Source organism: Stomatobaculum sp. (assembly GCF_057248925.1).
The window spans coordinates 45,471-64,017 of sequence record NZ_DBHIHF010000009.1 but is presented as its reverse complement, the minus strand read 5'-3'; the positions used below and the strand labels follow the sequence as shown (position 1 = coordinate 64,017).

20 protein-coding genes are annotated in these 18,547 nt (G+C 53.9%); all 20 read left to right on the top strand.

Translation table 11 applies throughout. The features are described 5' to 3' along the window. The first annotated feature begins 52 nt into the window (after positions 1 to 52). The 20 genes from recG to yqeK all read left to right on the top strand — a co-directional run bounded on the left by recG (position 53) and on the right by yqeK (position 18,469). Complete coding sequence (gene recG, locus ACO4XG_RS04595; RefSeq protein WP_308508266.1) at positions 53 to 2,086, top strand: ATP-dependent DNA helicase RecG; 2,034 nt, start codon at positions 53 to 55, stop codon at positions 2,084 to 2,086. Positions 2,087 to 2,098: 12 nt separating this feature from the next. Then, complete coding sequence (locus ACO4XG_RS04590; RefSeq protein ID WP_308508267.1) at positions 2,099 to 4,201, top strand: L,D-transpeptidase family protein; 2,103 nt, start codon at positions 2,099 to 2,101, stop codon at positions 4,199 to 4,201. Next, positions 4,198 to 4,767: a 16S rRNA (guanine(966)-N(2))-methyltransferase RsmD gene (rsmD, locus tag ACO4XG_RS04585; RefSeq protein WP_308508268.1), complete on the top strand. Its 570-nt coding sequence runs from the start codon at positions 4,198 to 4,200 to the stop codon at positions 4,765 to 4,767. Before ACO4XG_RS04590 ends, rsmD begins: the two co-directional genes overlap by 4 nt. Next, positions 4,764 to 5,273, top strand: a complete 510-nt coding sequence (gene coaD, locus ACO4XG_RS04580; protein WP_308508269.1) for a pantetheine-phosphate adenylyltransferase — start codon at positions 4,764 to 4,766, stop codon at positions 5,271 to 5,273. The genes rsmD and coaD overlap by 4 nt, the downstream gene beginning before the upstream one ends. Then, entirely contained in the window at positions 5,270 to 5,839 is a 570-nt protein-coding gene (locus tag ACO4XG_RS04575) for a vacuolar family H+-ATPase subunit H (protein WP_308508270.1), read from the top strand. The genes coaD and ACO4XG_RS04575 overlap by 4 nt, the downstream gene beginning before the upstream one ends. Positions 5,840 to 5,895: 56 nt before the next feature. Further along, a complete protein-coding gene (locus ACO4XG_RS04570) occupies positions 5,896 to 7,266 on the top strand; it encodes an RsmB/NOP family class I SAM-dependent RNA methyltransferase (protein WP_308508271.1) in 1,371 nt (456 codons plus the stop codon). Next, entirely contained in the window at positions 7,263 to 8,660 is a 1,398-nt protein-coding gene (locus tag ACO4XG_RS04565; protein WP_308508272.1) for a pseudouridine synthase, read from the top strand. The genes ACO4XG_RS04570 and ACO4XG_RS04565 overlap by 4 nt, the downstream gene beginning before the upstream one ends. Beyond that, positions 8,657 to 9,235, top strand: coding sequence for a hypothetical protein (locus tag ACO4XG_RS04560; protein WP_308508273.1), 579 nt, complete (start codon positions 8,657 to 8,659; stop codon positions 9,233 to 9,235). Before ACO4XG_RS04565 ends, ACO4XG_RS04560 begins: the two co-directional genes overlap by 4 nt. Before the next feature lie 15 nt (positions 9,236 to 9,250). After that, the gene (locus tag ACO4XG_RS04555) at positions 9,251 to 10,231 is read left to right on the top strand and encodes an RluA family pseudouridine synthase (RefSeq protein ID WP_308508274.1); all 981 of its coding nucleotides are present in this window, start codon (positions 9,251 to 9,253) and stop codon (positions 10,229 to 10,231) included. After that, positions 10,232 to 10,786, top strand: coding sequence for a Holliday junction resolvase RecU (locus ACO4XG_RS04550; RefSeq protein WP_308508275.1), 555 nt, complete (start codon positions 10,232 to 10,234; stop codon positions 10,784 to 10,786). It begins immediately after the preceding gene. Beyond that, the gene (locus ACO4XG_RS04545; RefSeq protein WP_308508276.1) at positions 10,786 to 12,654 is read left to right on the top strand and encodes a TIGR03960 family B12-binding radical SAM protein; all 1,869 of its coding nucleotides are present in this window, start codon (positions 10,786 to 10,788) and stop codon (positions 12,652 to 12,654) included. The genes ACO4XG_RS04550 and ACO4XG_RS04545 overlap by 1 nt, the downstream gene beginning before the upstream one ends. After that, complete coding sequence (locus ACO4XG_RS04540) at positions 12,638 to 13,396, top strand: TIGR03936 family radical SAM-associated protein (protein WP_308508277.1); 759 nt, start codon at positions 12,638 to 12,640, stop codon at positions 13,394 to 13,396. Before ACO4XG_RS04545 ends, ACO4XG_RS04540 begins: the two co-directional genes overlap by 17 nt. Continuing rightward, positions 13,380 to 14,444, top strand: coding sequence for a ribonuclease E/G (locus ACO4XG_RS04535; RefSeq protein ID WP_308508278.1), 1,065 nt, complete (start codon positions 13,380 to 13,382; stop codon positions 14,442 to 14,444). Before ACO4XG_RS04540 ends, ACO4XG_RS04535 begins: the two co-directional genes overlap by 17 nt. Before the next feature lie 111 nt (positions 14,445 to 14,555). Next, positions 14,556 to 14,864 carry a 50S ribosomal protein L21 gene (gene rplU, locus ACO4XG_RS04530; protein WP_009532127.1) on the top strand — a complete coding sequence of 103 codons (309 nt, stop codon included), beginning with the start codon at positions 14,556 to 14,558 and terminating at the stop codon, positions 14,862 to 14,864. A 3-nt stretch (positions 14,865 to 14,867) separates the two neighbouring features. Continuing rightward, a complete protein-coding gene (locus tag ACO4XG_RS04525; protein WP_308508279.1) occupies positions 14,868 to 15,197 on the top strand; it encodes a ribosomal-processing cysteine protease Prp in 330 nt (109 codons plus the stop codon). Between the two features lie 5 nt (positions 15,198 to 15,202). After that, positions 15,203 to 15,496: a 50S ribosomal protein L27 gene (gene rpmA / locus ACO4XG_RS04520; RefSeq protein ID WP_040799321.1), complete on the top strand. Its 294-nt coding sequence runs from the start codon at positions 15,203 to 15,205 to the stop codon at positions 15,494 to 15,496. A gap of 158 nt (positions 15,497 to 15,654) precedes the next feature. After that, positions 15,655 to 16,935 (top strand): GTPase ObgE, encoded by a 1,281-nt coding sequence (gene obgE / locus ACO4XG_RS04515; protein ID WP_308508280.1) that lies wholly within the window; start codon positions 15,655 to 15,657, stop codon positions 16,933 to 16,935. Positions 16,936 to 16,946: 11 nt separating this feature from the next. After that, positions 16,947 to 17,246, top strand: a complete 300-nt coding sequence (yhbY, locus tag ACO4XG_RS04510) for a ribosome assembly RNA-binding protein YhbY (protein WP_308508281.1) — start codon at positions 16,947 to 16,949, stop codon at positions 17,244 to 17,246. 6 nt (positions 17,247 to 17,252) lie between these two features. Beyond that, positions 17,253 to 17,864: a nicotinate-nucleotide adenylyltransferase gene (gene nadD, locus ACO4XG_RS04505; RefSeq protein WP_308508282.1), complete on the top strand. Its 612-nt coding sequence runs from the start codon at positions 17,253 to 17,255 to the stop codon at positions 17,862 to 17,864. Between the two features lie 29 nt (positions 17,865 to 17,893). Beyond that, positions 17,894 to 18,469, top strand: coding sequence for a bis(5'-nucleosyl)-tetraphosphatase (symmetrical) YqeK (gene yqeK / locus ACO4XG_RS04500; RefSeq protein ID WP_308508283.1), 576 nt, complete (start codon positions 17,894 to 17,896; stop codon positions 18,467 to 18,469). Positions 18,470 to 18,547 lie beyond the last annotated feature (78 nt).

The following is an 18,547-nucleotide window of genomic DNA, read 5'->3' as shown; positions in this document are numbered from 1 at the left end:
AAAGGATTTCCCGGTGGGAAGTCCTTTTTTCGCATCAGGAAGAGGAACATCTATGCCGGAACAAAAAACAGTAGCGACGCAGCGCGTGTCTGTATTGCGCGGCGTCGGTCCGAAAACAGAGGCCATACTGCAACACATGGGCATTGAAACGCTCGCGGATTTATTTGCTCACTATCCGCTGCGCTTTGTCACATATCCGGAACTCACGGAAATTGGCGCTCTCAGCGCGGACGACGCGGGCACGCCGGTGGCTGTCTGTGCGGAGCCTGTCCGGGAGCTGGCGCGTCGCAGCGGACGCGGCCTGCAGCTCTGTACGGGCATATTTAGCGACGGTTCGGGAGAGCTATCCGCAACCTGGTTTCATATGCCTTATCTGCGAGAGACCCTGCGACCGGGCAAGCGCACCGTACTCTTCGGAAAAGTTCAGCCGAACGGAAAACACCTGCATTTACAGCAACCGCAACTCTTCACAAGAGAACAGTACGAAAAATTGCTACATCGCCCTGTTCCCCAGTACGCACTGCCAAAGGGAATCAGCGAGAAAACCTTTGGGGCTTTGATGGAACAGGCGCTTTCTATGGCACCGCCGATTTCAGACTGGCTGCCGCCGTCTCTTCGGGAACGCTACGGCCTTCTCCCGGAAGATACGGCAGTGCGGGAAATTCATGCTCCGCGCGACATGGAAAATTTCGCCGCTGCCAGAAAGCGCATTGTATTTGACGGCTTTTTTCGCTTTCTCTATGCCGTGCGTCGTCTGAAGGAGACGCTGCGCAAAGAAAAATCCTTTTATACATTTGATGCGCGCGCATCTCTGGTCGAATTCCGACGGTATCTGCCCTTTTCCCTGACAGCGGCCCAGCAAAAAGTATGCGATGATTTTTGCCGTGATTTTGCTTCGGGGACAGTGATGAACCGCCTGGTACAGGGCGATGTCGGCTCCGGCAAAACCGCCGTTGCCGCTGCCGCTCTGTTTGCGGTGTGCCGTGCCGGTTATCAGGGGGCGCTCATGGTGCCGACAGAAGTCCTAGCACGCCAGCACTACGAAACACTTTGCGCCCTGTTTGCAAAGGCTGAGCCCGCCCTGCGTCTCGGTCTGCTGACCGGTTCTACGCGCATACGGGAACGTCGGGGGCTGCTGGAACAACTGCAGCGCGGAGAAATCGATCTTTTAATCGGAACGCACGCCTTGCTGGAAGAGACTGTCGTTTTTTCGGCACTTGCACTGGTTGTGACGGATGAACAACACCGCTTCGGCGTATTACAACGCGAAAAGCTGGCCTCCAAAGGAAAGTTGCCACATGTACTGGTGATGAGTGCGACACCGATTCCGCGGACGCTCGCTGTGATTCTCTACGGAGATCTCGACAGTTCTGTGATTGACGCGCGTCCCGCCGGACGCAACCCGATCAAAAACGCCGTCATTGAAAAAAAGGACAGACCGAAGGCACTGCTGCATATCAAACGGGAAATTGCCGCCGGCCATCAGGCCTATATTGTCTGCCCGCAGGTTGAACCGAACCCAATGACGGATTTGGAAAATGTAGAAGAGTACAGTGCGGCACTCCGCAAAAGTTTTCACGGAGAAATTACCGTAGCTGCTCTGCACGGGCGCATGAAAGAGGCGGAGAAGCAGGCTATTATGGAGCGCTTTGTGCGTGGTGAGATTTCCGTGCTGGTCGCAACGACTGTGATTGAAGTCGGTGTCGATGTCCCGAATGCAACGGTTATGATGGTTGAAAATGCGGAACGCTTCGGCCTTGCAACCCTCCATCAGCTGCGAGGCCGCGTCGGCAGAGGAAAGGATCAAGCTTATTGTATCTTCGTGCAGGGCAAAAAGAGTAAGGACGGAACCGAACGGCTCTCACTCTTACAGCGCAGCAATGACGGGTTTGAAATTGCGGCGGAAGATTTGAAACACCGCGGACCCGGCGAGCTTTTCGGCGCAGTCCAGAGCGGAGAGTTGACATTCTGTCTTGGAGACATTTATAATGATTATTCAGTGCTTCAACTTGCAAAAGAAGCAGTGGATGCGCTAGCACAAGCGGATTTAATTCTGCCGGAAGTTCATACAAAGGTTATATTATAGGGAGCATATTGAATGGATGAATTATTGGGGAAGGCGGGCGAAGACCCACTGATTGAGGATTTGGATCTCGGAGAGGCGCCCGCCTCCGGAACGCGAATCACGACAGAGACGGAAGTGCAACAGCCCGATTCCTCGGATGCAGTGCTTCCGGAAAACGATGAGCCGATTCCCGTCACGGTCAATGAAGACAACGGGGATGCTCTGCAGTGGGAGAGTTCCGACAGTGCGGCAGCGGCGCTTTCACATGCGGCGCGTGTCAAGGCCGATGACGGTGTACAGGAAGAGAAGGACGCTGTGTGGAGCGGCATGAAACCGGAGACCGAAGCCGATAATTTCTATGTAAACGCTGACACTTCGGCAACCGAAGACTCCTCGGAAGAAGAGGAGACCGTGCCGGAGAGCGCTGCGGTTCCGGAAAAAACCGCGCCGCTTTCACATGACGAAGAACCCGCGTTACCGCCTAAGCGTCATTCTTCTGCCGGAAAGAAAATATTGCTGACCGCAGCGGTGCTCCTTGCAGTGACCGCTGCTTCGTATACCATTTACGGCCAGAAATACCACCGCGTCTTCCTGCCGAACACAGTGATCAACGGTGTGGATGTCTCCGGCAAGAGTGCCGTCGATGCTGAGAAGCTGATGAACGCCGGCATTGCGGATTACAGCCTGAAAGTCAAAGCGCGTGAGAACGCCGATGCCGAAATTCATGCGTCGGATGTGGATTTGCACTATGACTTCGGAGACACCCTGAGTAAGCTGATCTCCGAACAGAGTATTTTTTCGTGGGGGCCGCGTTATTTCTCTCGCCATGAGGAAACGCTCGATACGATGGCAAAGCTCGATGAGACACGCTTTCAAGCTGCAATCGATGCCTTGCCCTGCTTCCAGGCTTCGGCGTTCAAAAAGCCGGTCAACGCCCACATCTCGAGCTACCAGAGCGGGCAGCCTTTTACTGTTGTCAAAGAAGAAGAGGGCACGGAGTTAAAGACGGAAGAGGCGACAGAGAAGATAAAAGAAGCAGTCTGCACCCTTCAGCCGGAGATTGATCTGGATCAGGAAAAGCTCTACACGGAGCCGGAGATTCGCGCAGACAATGAGGCTCTCGTAAAGTCCGCCGCAGCGATGAATCAGTACCTTAAGACAGATATTTCCTATGCCGGTGATTCCGGCGTTGTGTTAAACGGCGAACAGCTTCACAACTGGATTTCACCGGACGGCAAGGGCGGTGTCAAGCTGGATGAGAGCAAGCTGAATGAGTTCATTAAGAATCTCGCGGCCAAGTACGACACCTACAACAAACCGAAAAGCCTCAAGTCGAGCTGGGGAGCCACCGTCACCGTGCGAAGCGGTTCTTATGGCTGGAAGGTGAATCAGGACGCCGAGAAGAGCTGGCTCCGCGAGGCCATCGCATCGGGAACCAAGACGCAGCGCACGCCGGAGTTCTCCCAGAAGGCCGCTTCTCTCAACGGCCCCGATTTCGGCTCTACCTATGTCGAGGTCAATTTGAGTGCCCAGCACCTTTATTTCTATAAGGACGGAAAACAGCTGATTTCCTCTGATTTCGTATCCGGCAACGAGGCAAAGGGCACGGTTACGCATCAGGGTGCCTATGCGATCAGCTATAAGCAGCGCAATGCCACGCTCCGCGGACAGGGATATGCCGCTCCCGTTGATTACTGGATGCCGTTTAATAACGGCGAAGGTTTCCACGACGCTCCCTGGCGAAACGCCTTCGGCGGAAGCATCTATCTGTCCGGCGGCTCACACGGCTGTGTCAACTTGCCGCCGGCAGTTGCCAAAACACTTTTTGAGAACGTGACGGCCGGAACACCTGTGCTGGTCTATACGCTGCCCGGTACAGAGCCGAAAAAGCCTGTCCCGACGCAGCCGAACCCGGCAGAGAGCAGTTCCGCTGCGGATGCCACGGCAAATCCGTCCGACAGTTCTGCGGCGGCCGCCCCGACCACCGCACCGGCGACAAAAGCGACCGAGGCAAAGAAAGGGCCGGGCGAGACGGAGAGCGGTTCCCCGAATCCCAGTATCTCGACCGGCGCACCGCAGAAAAAACCGGGCACCGGGTCCGTGCAGCCTGCGCCCGGTGACGGAGGAAAGCGATGAGAGTAATCGCAGGCAGTGCAAGAAGACTGCTCCTCAAAACCCTGCCGGGCGATGAGACTCGTCCCACGACGGACCGCATCAAAGAAACACTCTTTAATATACTCCAAGCGGAAATTCCGGGTTCGCGTTTCCTGGATTTATTCGGCGGCAGCGGCGGGATTGCAATCGAAGCTTTATCTCGCGGTGCAAGCTCTGCTGTCATCGTCGAAAAAAATCCCAAGGCTGCCCGCATCATCCGCGAAAATCTGGAACACACCCATCTTGACGACAGAGCCGAGTTGCTCACGACCGATGCTTCCGCTGCCATTACCAGACTGGCCGGCCGCGAGGGTGCAGCGTTTGATTTGATTTTTCTGGATCCGCCTTATGGTCTGGGCCTGGAAGATCGGGCGCTTGCGCAGCTTTTGCCCACCGCTTTATTACAGGCGAACACGCTCCTCATCGTCGAGACAGATATTGAGGCAGACCCCACCCGCTTTGAGGCCTTGGGGTATTCGGTCCTCAAAATCAAAGAATACAAAACCAATCAACACATCTTTCTCCAGAGAAGGTATGACGAGGCATGACAACTGCGGTCTATCCGGGCAGCTTTGATCCGGTCACAAACGGACACCTTGACATCATCAAACGCGCTTCCGAAATGTTTGATCATTTGATTATTGCCGTCCTGAACAACAAAGCAAAATCACCGTTGTTCACGACAGCAGAACGTGTTACAATGCTATGCGAAATAACGGCAGGTATCAAAAATATTGAAGTCGAGAGTTTTGACGGACTGTCGATTAAGTACTGTCACGAAAAGGGTGCACAGGTGATGGTGCGCGGACTGCGGGCTGTGACCGATTTTGAGTACGAGCTGCAGATTGCGCAGACCAATCGTGTGATTGCACCCGATATTGACACCGTATTTTTGACAACCAATTTGAAGTATTCCTATTTGAGTTCCAGTATCGTCAAGGAGATTGCAGCCTATCAGGGTGATATCAGCGCCTTTGTAGACAGTCGCGTCGCCGCGAAGATTATGGAAAAATACAGTCATAGTCAGGATTGTGGAAGTGGAGCAGAGGCATGAGCAGAATAGAGCAGGTGATTTCTGAGATTGAAGATTACATTGAGGAGTGCAGACCATCGGCCTTTTCCGCCTCAAAGATTATTGTCCAGAAAGAAGAGTTGGAGGAGAAGTTATCTGAACTCCGCATGGCAATTCCGGAAGAGTTGGATCAGAGCAAGAAGATTCTGAGCAATCAGAATGCCATCATGCTGGATGCCCAGGCTCGCTACAATACCATGGTCAATGAGGCTTCCAAGAAAACGGAGCAACTGGTCAATCAATCCGAAATCGTCCAGAAGGCGACGGCAACTGCCAATGAAATTTTGCAGAGTGCAAGGGCGCAGGCCCAGAGCATTGTCGATGCCGCACAGGCAGAGGCAAACGGCATACGACTCAGCTCGATTCAGTATACGGATGAGTTACTGCTGAATGTCCAGAATATCATCGGCAATGCCTCCAGAGAGGCTGACGCGAGAAATCAGGCCTTGCAGCTGGCCTTCCGGCAGAGCTTTGATCAGATTGCAGCCAACCGTCAGCAACTTGCCGCAAGCAATGAATCTGCGCAGGCGGTAGAACAACAGCAGTAATCAGCGAAAAGAGTTTGCCTCCGTGCAAACTCTTTTTATACATAGGAGGCATACATTTGCAAATCGATCGACTTCCCCGGTCCTTTCTCGAGGAAATGCATACCTTGCTCGGCGAAGTCGAGTATGAAGCGTTCCTCGCATCCATGGATGAAATGCCGCTCTCGGGACTGCGCGTCAACCGCCTGAAGATCAGCACCGAAAAGCTGTCGGAAACCTTCGGCACCTTACAGCCGGTTCCCTGGACAAAAAACGGCTTTTACTGTGAACCCGGTGGGGAATATACTTCACATCCTTATTATTATGCAGGACTTTACTATATGCAGGAACCTTCCGCCATGTCTTCGGCAGCGTTGCTCGGCACAAAACCGGGTGAGCGCATTCTGGATCTCTGTGCGGCACCGGGCGGAAAGAGCACGCAGATTGCGGATGACTTACAGGGAGAGGGTTTCCTTCTCTCCAATGATCTGAGCGCTTCGCGCGCCAGGGCCCTGCTCAAAAATATTGAGCTCATGGGCATCGGAAACTGCTGTATCAGCTGCGAGGACTCCGGAAGATTAAAGAACGAGTACCCGCTTTTTTTTGACCGCATTCTGGTAGATGCTCCCTGTTCCGGCGAAGGTATGTTTCGGAAACACCCGGCTGTCATCAAGGCCTGGTTGGAACACGGCAAGGACTTTTACTGTCCCGTGCAGTCCAAACTGCTCAATGATGCGGCGGATATGCTCCGCCCGGGAGGAACTTTGCTCTATTCGACTTGCACCTATAACCGCAACGAGAATGAAAATCAGATTGCCGCCTTTCTGGACTGCCATCCGGACTTTTCCGTCGATCCGATTCCTGCGGAACACGGGCTCACAGCCTCGGCCTGTTTGCCGGGAACCGTGCGCCTGTTCCCGCATAAGGCGCGAGCCGAAGGGCATTTTGTTGCGCGTCTCAAAAAGTCCGGAGAAGCACAAAACATCGTCACGGCGCATACTGCCTTCCCCGGGAAAAAGGAAACGCAGTTGCTGCGGCAGTTGCAGCCGGCGCTCGATGAGTTTTTTTCCGCCTCCGCCCGGAAGCCGGATCCATCGCGCCTCAAGTTGCAGGGCGACTATATTTTGCAGTTGCCGGAGGCGACTGTTCTGCGGGCGCCGCTCCGCTATTTGCGGACAGGTCTCTTGCTCGGGCAGATTTCTCACGGCAGATTCAAACCTTCCCAGGCGCTCGCCATGTACCTTCGCGCCGAAGATTTTGAAAATCCGATTTCCTATTCGGCGGATGATCCTGCCGTGCGCCGCTATCTCCGCGGTGAAACGCTGGAAGCAACGGACAGCGGCAGTGGTTTCCGTTTGTTCTGTGTCGACGGTTATCCCCTCGGTTTTATCAAGCAGGATAAACAGCGCTACAAAAATCTCTACCTGCCGGGATGGAGGATGCAGCGATGACTTTGATGCGGGCAGATAAACTGCTGGCTTCTGCCGGCGTCGGAACCAGAACAGAGGTCAAAAAAATAATAAAGGCGGGGCGCTTAAAGCGAGATGAAATTCCGGTGCGAAATCCGGAAGAAAAGTTGGATCCGGACACCATGCATCTCACACTGGATGACACGCCTTTTTGCTTTGCCGCCAACGAGTACTGGGTTCTCAACAAACCGGCCGGTGTACTGAGCGCAACCGAAGACCGGCGTCATGAGACAGTCATCTCCTATATGGGCTTACAGCGAAAAGGTCTGGCTCCCTGCGGTCGCCTCGACATTGATACCGAGGGACTGTTGCTCGTCACAGACGACGGTGCACTGGTTCATCGCTTACTTGCGCCGTCCAAACGGGTGCCGAAACAGTACGAAGTACATTACACGGGAACACTCCCGCCGGATGCAGCCGCACAAATCGCAGCCGGCATGACGCTCGAAGACGGAACCCGGTTTCTACCCGGGCAACTCGACACCAGCGACAATCCGGCTCTGCTCACCATTTTCGAAGGAAAATTTCACGAGGTAAAGCGCATGTTTGCGGCACTCGGTTGTCCGGTCGAAAAGCTGCGCCGTCTCTCGATGGGGCCGCTGCGTCTTTCCGATCTCGGCCTGAAGACAGGTGAGTTCCGAAAGCTCAGTCCGGCAGAAGAGAGCAGCCTTCTCGCATTTGCGGCCGCAGACAATGCTGCGGTTCCTTTTTCCTTCGAAGCGTATGACGCTGTCATTTTTGACCTCGACGGCACACTTGTGGATTCGATGGGACATTGGAAGGAAATTGACCGCATTTATCTGGCGCGTTTCGGAATCGAAGCCCCGGAAAATTTATCCCAGCTGCTCGGCGGCATGGGTATCGGCGAAGTGGCCGACTATTTTCAGAGACACTTTCATATTCCGGACAGTAAAGAAAAAATGCTGCGCGACTGGGAAGAACTGTCGATGGAGCGCTACGCAAAGGATACACCTCTGAAACCGGGTGTCCTTCCTTTCTTGCGGGAGCTTCGGCGAAGAAAGCGGAAACTCGCCATTGCAACCAGCAATGCGCGCCCCATGGTTGACGCTGTGCTTAAGGCGCACGGAATCGCTTCCTACTTTGATGCGATTGTCGTAGGCACCGATGTGGAAAAAGGTAAACCGGATCCGGAAATCTATCTCCGGGCAGCCGAGTGCCTCGGTGCGGAACCGTCTCGTTGTGCTGTCTTTGAAGACTTACCGGAGGGGATACAGGCGGGACAGCGCGCAGGGATGCGTGTTTATGCCGTCGAAGACAGCTTCTCGGAATCGTTGCGCGCGGAAAAAATGCAATTAGCTTTTGCTATGATTAAAGACTACAGAGAGTTGTGGCAGACAAAGGAGAACACAAGATGAAAATCGTGAAAAAAGGCATGTATGGTTATAGACGTTGGCACCAGTTCCGTCTCATGGCAAGCGGCATTTTGCTCGGCCTTGTGATGTACTTCTTGTTTATGCTGTCCCTTAGAATCAGCAAATTACCGAGCACTATACTCACGGTCTTCATTGTTCTGGCCGTTATCCCGCTTTCTCTCGCCATCGTGATGTCTTTTATCGCATCCCGCGCAAAGACACCCTCCGAGGAACGCCATGCTTACGCACAGCGCATCGAGGACCGTGGCATTTTGCTCTACGACTGCATTTTTATGACCAAAAAAACCGGATTTCCGGTGGATTTTCTGCTGATTACCGACGGCAAGTGCTATGTCCAGAGCTGCGGCAACGCAGCGCAGCAGGCTGATTTGAAGCAGCATCTCGAGCACTATATGACAGTGGATCACATCGGTTTTAAGATTGTTCTGGGCTATGGCGACAAAGGCTTCTTTGAGGCGGTTGACAACCTGCCGCGCTTTTCTCTGGACGCGCTCCCGAAAGAAAGACGGGAAAAGGTTCTGAAGTGCAAGCGCACCTTGCTCGGACTCTCATTCTGAGGAGGAAAGGACGCATTGAAGGAATATAAAATCGCAGCTGCCGCGGCGGGACAACGTTTGGATCGTTTCCTTGCAAAAATTCTGCCCGAGGCAGACACTGCTTTTTTACACCGCATGCTCCGCAAGAAAAACATCACCCGCAATGACAAAAAAGCAGAGGGTAGCGAGAGAGTGGAGACAGGCGATGTAATCCGTCTCTGGTTCTCGGAGGAAACTTTTCGAAAGTTTGCCGGAACACAGCCGGATTCCCGGCGCTATCCGCGCTGGGACGGTTTTCCCGCGGCGATCATCCTGGAAAATGAGGTGTTTCTTGCCGTAAATAAACCGGCCGGTATGCTCTCCCAAAAGGCAACGCCTGCGGATGTCTCCCTCAACGAGTACATGCTTTCGTATCTCATCTCCCGGAATGAATTTCAACCGGAAAACCCGAACGGTTTCCGGCCCGGCGTTGTGAATCGTCTGGATCGCAACACCTCAGGGCTGGTACTCGCCGCAAAAACACGCGCTGCGGCCGAGGAGCTTTCCGTGCAGCTCAGAGATAAAAGGCTTCAGAAATACTATCTTGCATGTGTCAAAGGAGAAGTCAGAGAGGCCAAGCGGCTCTCTGCTTTTCTGTATAAGGACAAAGAAAAAAATCAGGTACAGATTCACAGCCGAAAGAGCCGTGCGGAAGACAGGGAAATTCAGACTGCCTACCGCCCGTTAGCAGTGCAAGATGGCATCAGCCTCCTGGAAGTGCAGCTTTTGACCGGGCGTTCTCATCAGATTCGCGCACAACTGGCCGCCGTCGGTCACCCCATACTCGGGGATCCGAAGTACGGAGATCCGGCGGAAAATGCGCGCCTCGCAAAGCGCCTTGGCGTAAGATACCAGCTCCTGCACGCCTTTCAGGTGCAATTTCCGGCGGAGACAGGTGTCCTCGGCGCGCTGCATCGGCAAAGCATTCTTGCGCCGCCGCCCGATTCTTTCCGGCAGCTGTTTCCGGAGGCTTTTTAAATGGGAACCTGGAACAGCCGCGGGCTTCGCGGCTCCCTGCTTGAGGAGCTCATTAACCGCAGCAATGAGGTCTATCGGACGCAGGGACTTGCGCTGGTACAAAAAATTCCGACCCCCATCACGCCGGTCGAAATGAGCAAAAATCACCGCTGTATTACCCTGGCCTATTTTGAGAAGCAGAGCACCGTCGACTATATCGGTGTCGTGCAGGGAATTCCGATTTGCTTTGACGCAAAAGAATGTGCGAGTGATACCTTTCCGCTCGCCAATATCCACGAACATCAGCTTGCCTTTATGCGTGACTTTGAGCAGCAGCGCGGCATTTCCTTTTTGCTGATTTCCTTTACGGCGCGGGGAGAGTACTACTTGCTCCCCTATGAGGAGCTCAGTTACTATGCGGCACGCATGGTAGCCGGCGGCCGGAAGAGTTTCACCTACATGGAAATGAATCGACAGTTTCGCATCCGGGAGATGTCCGCGGTGCCGCTGCATTATCTGGAGGCGTTGGATCACTATTTACAAATGCGGGAAGACCGCGAGAGGAATGAATTATAATGCAAAAACTCGCTTTGGACGAAGAGATTTTACTGCAGATCGAACAGCCGGCGCGCTACATCGGCGGCGAAATCAACAGTGTCATAAAAGACCCCGACAAGGTGAAACTCCGGTTTGCCATGTGCTTTCCGGATGTCTATGAAATCGGCATGAGCCATCTGGGAATTCAGATTTTATACAGCATGTTCAACCGCCGCGAGGATGTCTACTGTGAGCGTGTCTTCTCGCCGTGGACCGATTTGGATCGAATCCTGCGCGAAAAAAAGATTCCGCTCTTTACGCTGGAGAGTCAGCGTCCCGTGCGGGAATGTGATTTTCTCGGCATCACACTGCAGTACGAGATGTGCTACACCAATATCCTGCAGGTCCTGGAACTTTCTGAGATTCCGCTTCGCGCTACAGACCGCAGGGAAAGCGATCCGATTGTAATCGGCGGCGGTCCCTGTACCTATAATCCGGAGCCGATTGCACCTTTCTTTGACCTGTTCTACATGGGAGAGGGAGAGGTCATCTATGATCAACTCCTGGATCTCTATCTCGCGCACAAGGAAGCGGGCGGCGACCGGATTTCTTTCCTCAAAAAAGCGGCTGCCCTGCCCGGTATTTATGTGCCTTCCCTCTATGAACCCCGCTATCGGGAAGACGGGACGCTTGCCTCCTTTGAACCGCTCTGTCCCGAGGCCCCAGCGTCCGTTCGCCGTCTCGTCATGTCTGTGCTGGACCGCGCAGACTTTATCGACACCCCTCTGGTGCCCTTTATCCGCGTGACCCAGGACAGATCTGTCCTCGAGCTCATGCGCGGCTGTATTCGCGGCTGCCGTTTCTGTCAGGCGGGCAATGTATATCGTCCGCAGCGCGAGCACTCGGTCGAGTACCTGAAGCGCTATGCGGAAAAGCTCCTGAAAATCACAGGCAACGAAGAGATTTCCCTGAGCTCCCTGAGTTCCAGCGACTACTCCCGCTTGCAGGAGTTTTTGGAGTATCTGATTCAGTACACAAAAGAACGCAAAATCAACATTTCACTGCCGTCTCTCCGCATTGACGCTTTTTCGCTCGATGTCATGCAGCGCATTCAGGATGTCAAGAAGAGTTCTCTGACCTTCGCGCCGGAAGCCGGCACCCAGCGTCTTCGGGATGTCATCAACAAAGGCATCACGGAAGAGGATATTATGCGCGGCGTCTCCTCGGCCTTTCACGGCGGCTGGACCAAGGTTAAATTTTACTTCATGCTGGGACTGCCGACGGAGACAGAGGAGGACAGAAAGGGAATTCCGGATCTCTGCGAGAGAGTCGCGGATCTCTTCTACGATGAAATCCCGAAGAGTGAGCGCGTCGGCAGGGTACAGATTTCCGCGAGTTCCTCTTTCTTTGTGCCGAAGCCGTTTACGCCCTTCCAGTGGGCTCCCATGTGCTCGGCTGAAGAGTATAAAGAACGCGCCCGTTTTGTGAAAGAAACTTTTAAGCAGGAGAAGAACTGGAAGAGTCTTCGCTACCAGTATCATGATGTCGGCACCACCCTGATGGAGGGCGTCTTTGCGCGCGGCGACCGCCGTGTCGCCGATGTCATTGAGCGCGCATACCGGGACGGTGCCATCTATGATGCCTGGACCGAATACTTTGATGCGGAGCGCTGGGCTAATGCTTTTGCGGCTTGCGGCGTGGATCCGGACTTTTACACCCAGCGCACACGCAGCACGGATGAACTGCTCCCCTGGGATTTTATCGACTGCGGTGTGAGCAAGGAATTCTTAAAGCGCGAGTGGAAGAGCGCATTGGAGGGAAAAGTGACACCCAATTGCCGCGAGCACTGCTCCGGCTGCGGCGCAACGTCTTATCAGGGAGGAGTCTGCTTTGAAAACAAGAATTAAATTTTCCAAGGAAGGGAATCTCCGCTTTGTCGGACATCTGGATATGATGCGCTATTTTCAGAAGGCAAATCGGCGTGCGGAGCTCCCGGTCGCCTATTCGGAAGGCTTTCACCCTCATCAGATTATGAGCTTTGCGGCTCCCCTCGGCATGGGACTCGAGGGAAAGGCGGAATACTTTGACCTCCGCATCACGGAAGAGGGCGCAACCGCACTGCACAGCGAGGAAGCTGTCGAGCGTCTGAACCGCGAGATGGCGGAGGGTATCCGAATTCTCTCTTTTTTGCGCCTTCCCGACGACTCGCCGAACTGTATGTCGATTGTCCATACGGCGGATTACGAAATCTTATTCCGGGCTGTTGCACCGGAGGACAAAATTGCCGGCCGGTTCGCCGACGGCAGTGCCTATCGAAGCCTGTCCGGCGACGAAGAACATTCCCTTCGCGTAGCAGTCGATGAACTGTTGCAGCGCAAAGAAATTCCGGTGCAGAAGACCGGAAAAAAAGGGAACCTCCGCGAAATCGACCTTCGTCCCATGATTCACACGCTGCGCTGTGAGGACAATCGCCTGCGCTGCACAGTCGCCCAGGGCAGTGAGGCCAATTTAAAGCCGGAGCTTCTGCTCTCGGCACTGTTTTCTCTGGATACAGCGCGCCCGTTTGCCACAATGCCGCGCCGTGTGGTCCGCACCGAACTCTATGACAGCGCCGGAAAGACACTGGAAAGCTATGGAACAATCTTCTGACAAACTGGTTGTGTGCGACTTTCGCGACGGGATTTTGACCGCCTGGTTTCAGGACACAAAGCCTGTGGAACTTGCCTTTTCGCGGGAGAATGACAGCGAGGTCGGCGCCATCTATCTGGCGCGTGTCTCTCATGTACAAAAAAACCTGAATGCTGCGTTTTTGGATCTCGGCAAGGAACAGCCCGCCTATTTAAATCTGGAGAAGGGCCGCCTGCCGCGACTCGCGACCGGGGCACTGCCCTCTAAAATTACCGAGGGCACAGAGCTCCTCGTGGAAATCAGGAAAGATGCACATGCGAAAAAGGGATACAGCGCCCGGGCGGCTGTCTTCCGGAAAAATGACCCTGTATTGGCACGCGCTGCCTTCCTGCAGGCGCCGCGCTGCTTAAAACCGGCTCCGAGACAGTGGGAACAGATACTCGCACAGTGCAGGCGGGAAAAACGGAGCATCGAACTGGTCACGGATCTACCGGACATCTACGAAGAACTGAGCGGAAATCCCCCCGCCGAGATGCCAGCGTATCAAAAAAATCTGCCGGAGCGCTTTCGCGGCGAACCGGTGAACACTGTCGCGCTTAACGCATATTGCTCGCTCCGCCTGTATACCGATGAGAAGCTCAAACTGGCCTCTGTCTATAGCCTTGAGACGACTGTGCAGTCTGCTCTGTCCCGCCGCGTCTGGTTGCCGAGCGGCGGCAACATTGTCATAGAGCGCACCGAGGCCCTGACAGTGATCGATGTGAACAGCGGCAAGGATGTGCGCGGTAAGGATAAGGAAGCCACATTGCGACGCACCAACCGGGAGGCAGCGGAAGAGCTGATGCGTCAGCTGAGACTCCGGAATCTGTCCGGCATCATCCTCGTGGATTTCATTGACTTTGCGGACAAGGCTGATGTCACAGAGCTCACGGAGACCTTGACCGCACTCGCGGAAAATGACTCTGTGGCAACCCGCTTTGTCGATATAACACAGCTCAACCTCGCGGAATTGATTCGTCCGCGCCGCGGCAAGAGTTTACAGGAACAATTCTTTTCGCCAAATTCTTGACAGAATGGATTTTATTCAGTAATATGTACGAGTATGCCGCACAACAAGGTTTAAGTTTTGCCTTTCGGCAGACACCAAAGTTGGCGAGTAATGATTGAAGGAGGTACCAATATGTACGCGATTATTGCGACTGGCGGGAAGCAGTATAAGGTATCGGAAGGTGACATCATTAGAGTTGAAAAGCTCGGCGTTGAAGCAGGTCAGACAGTTACGTTTGATCAAGTGCTTGCAGTCAACAACGGCGAGATGACTGTCGGTGCACCCACGGTGTCCGGCGCAAGTGTCAGCGCGACTGTGCTGAGAGAGGCAAAGGCCAAGAAGGTCGTTGTCTACAAGTACAAGGCGAAGCTCGGCTATCACAAGAAGAACGGCCACAGACAGCTGTACACCCAGGTGAAGATTGACAAGATCAATGCCTGAGGCATGATAGAAATACACATTTTACGCGATAAGAGCGGAAGGGCAGTGGGAATCCACTCCCTCGGTCACGCAGACTACGGAGACGGAACCGTCGACATTGTCTGTGCAGCCGTTTCGGCGCTGGAACTCAATTTTGCGAATTCCGTCGAGGAATTGACGAATGCCAAGTTTGAAGTTCATCTCGGTGAAGAAGACGGCAGTTTTGATTTTAAGCTCTTGGGCAAGCGCAACGCAAAGGCCGAGCTCCTTTTACAGTCTCTCCTGTTGGGATATCAGACTGTTCGAGAGGCGTACGGCAATCCATATTTGATGATCAAAGATCAGGAGGTGTAATGATGTTGTTCAAGATGAACCTTCAGCTGCATGCTCACAAGAAAGGTGTCGGTTCGACCAAGAACGGTCGTGATTCCGAGTCCAAGCGTCTTGGCGCAAAGCGGGCAGACGGTCAGTTTGTTCTGGCCGGTAACATTCTTTACAGACAGAGAGGCACGCACATTCATCCGGGCGTCAATGTCGGCAGAGGCGGTGATGACACTTTGTTTGCTACGGCAGACGGTGTTGTAAAGTTCGAGAGATGGGGCAAGTATCGCAAGAAAGTTTCTGTCTACCCGAAAGCAGAAGCTGCTGAGTAAAACTGAACGAAAGCTGTAGTGTAAGACCGGGCTTCATACTGCTAAGTATGAAGCCCGTTTGCATTCTCACAGAATACAGCTTGTCATGCGCAGTATGAAGCCCGTTTGCATTCTCACAGAATACAGCTTGTCATGCGCAGTGCGCACAGGAGAAAACGATGTTTACAGATAATGCCAAAATATTTATTCAATCCGGCAAGGGCGGCGACGGGCATGTCAGTTTTCGCCGCGAGCTCTATGTGCCGGCCGGCGGTCCTGACGGCGGTGACGGCGGCAGAGGCGGCGATATCATTTTTGAAGTCTATGACGGCCTGAATACCCTGGCAGATTTCCGTCACGTCCGGAAGTACGTCGCGGAAAACGGTGAGCCCGGCGGCAAAAAGCGCTGCCATGGTGCCGACGGAAAAGATCTCGTGATTCGCGTTCCCGAGGGAACTGTGATTCGCGATGATGAAAGCGGAAAGGTGATTGCCGATATGTCCGGTGAAAACCGGAGGCTGGTCGTATTGCGCGGCGGCAGAGGCGGTGTCGGCAATATGCATTTCGCCACGGCGACCATGCAGGCGCCGAACTATGCAAAGCCCGGACAGCCCGGCAAGGGCATGTTTGTGCGTCTGGAGCTGAAGGTCATTGCCGATGTGGGACTGGTCGGATTTCCGAATGTCGGCAAATCCACCTTGCTCAGCCGTGTCAGTAATGCGAAACCCGAAATTGCAAACTATCACTTCACAACCCTGCGGCCGCATCTCGGCGTGGTCGATTTTGATGACGGCGAAGGCTTTGTGATGGCCGATCTCCCCGGTCTCATTGAGGGCGCCTCGGAGGGTGTGGGACTCGGTTACGATTTTTTGCGCCATGTGGAGAGAACCAAGCTTCTGGTTCACGTCGTGGATGCCGCTTCGACGGAAGGCAGAGATCCGGTAGAGGATGTACAACGCATCCGGCATGAGCTGGAAAAATACGATCCCGCGCTTCTGAAGCGCCCGCAGATCATTGCCGCCAATAAGATTGACAGCATCCAGGTCGAAGAAGGAGAGGAAAACCCGATAGACCGCCTGCGCGCGGCTTTTCCGGACTTGCCGCTCTATCCGATTTCCGGTGTCACCGGCGAAGGCATTCGCGCATTGACCTACGGCATTCTGGAAATTCTTCGCAATATGAAGCGTGAAGTCACCGTTTTCGAACCGGAGATGGAAATTTCGTATCTCTCCGATCGGGATTTGCCCTACACCATCGAGCGCGACGGTGATGTCTTTGTCGTGGAAGGACCGCGCATCGAGAAAATGCTCGGTTATACCAATCTGGAGTCGGAGAAGGGCTTTAACTTCTTCCAGAATTTCCTGAAAGACAGCGGAATTCTCGAGGAATTGGAGCGCGCCGGTATTCAGGACGGAGATACCGTTCGTATGTACGGACACGAGTTTGATTATTATAAATAAGGGAGGATGCCTTGAACAGCAAACAGCGTTCGTTTTTAAAGGGAATCGCAATGACAACCGAGCCTCTTTTCCAGATTGGAAAGGCTGCACTCACACCGGAACTCACAAAAGCCGTCAATGAAACGCTTGAGAAGCACGAACTGCTCAAGATTTCCGTGCTTCAGAATTGTCTGGAGGATCCGAAGGATATGGCGGCGCGCCTCGCAGTTCGCACAAAAAGTGAAGTTGTGCAGGTCATCGGAAAAAAAATCGTGCTGTACCGGCAGGCCAAAGAAGAGAAGCACCGCAAGATTGTGCTGCCGCGCGACTAAACGGCCATGCGACAGATTGCAATTCTCGGCGGAACCTTCGATCCCATTCACAACGGACATTTGAAACTCGCGGAAGAAGCCTGCTCACATTTTCCGCTGGATGCCTGCTGGTTCATGCCGGCGGCGGCGCCGCCGCATAAGCAGGACAGAAAACTGGCAAGCTATGCACAGCGTCTACGGATGGCCGAACTTGCAACGGCACCCTACGAAGCGTTTTGTGTCTCTGACTTTGAGGCAAAACGGAGAGGACTCTCCTATACCAGCGACACCCTGGCTTTGCTCCGCGAGACCTATCCGGACTGCGCTTTTTCGTTGATTCTCGGCGCGGATTCGTTCTTTCAGCTGGAATTCTGGCATGCGCCTGCCGACATCTGCCGCGATGCGCGCCTGCTGGTCGCGGCGCGGGAATATGCGGACCGACATACGAGTCTGCATGAGCACGCCGAGCACCTCCGTACGCTCTTTGGCGCGCGGATTGAACTGATTCCGGCGCCGCTCATTGATATTTCATCCATGCACATTCGCGCCCTGCTTGCCGCCGGCAAAAAGAGTGCGGCGCAGTACCTTCCGCCTGCTGTCTATGACTACATCCGGGCAGAGGGCCTGTACCGCCGTTAGAAAGGAGGCTCGCCATTAACCGGAAAGAAATGGCCGAAATACGCCGCAAACTGGAGAAGAAGCTGAGCAACGACCGCTATCAGCATACGCTTGGTGTCGCTTATACGGCAGCAGCGCTTGCAATGCGCTATCAGTCATCTGTGGAAGATGCGGAGCTTGCGGGATTGTTGCACGACTGTGCCAAGGAATACGACAAAAAGGAATCGCTCTCGATTGCGGAAAAAGCCGGTATCCTTTTTTCGACGGCGGATATGGCCGCACCGCAGATCTGGCATGCCATCATCGGCCCCGTTGTCGCCGAACAGAAATACGGCATCACAAAGCCGGAAATTCTCTCCGCCATTCGCTGGCATACAACCGGACGTCGAGAGATGTCTCTGCTCGAAAAAATTGTTTTTACGGCCGACTATATTGAGCCGAATCGCGACCGTGCCGATAATCTTGCGGAAATGCGTCGGCTGGCATTTCAGGACCTTGATTTTTGTGTCTATCGCATCACAGCGGATACCCTCCGCTATCTCGCATCGAAACAGATTCGCGCAGATCAAAAGACAGAAGAGTGCTATCAATGGTTAAAGGAGGTAAAGAAGTATGACGACAAATGAGCTCGTTGCCTATGCTGTCACCGCAATGGAAGACAAGAAGGGAACCGAAATCTCTGTGATTGACATCTCCAAGGTCTC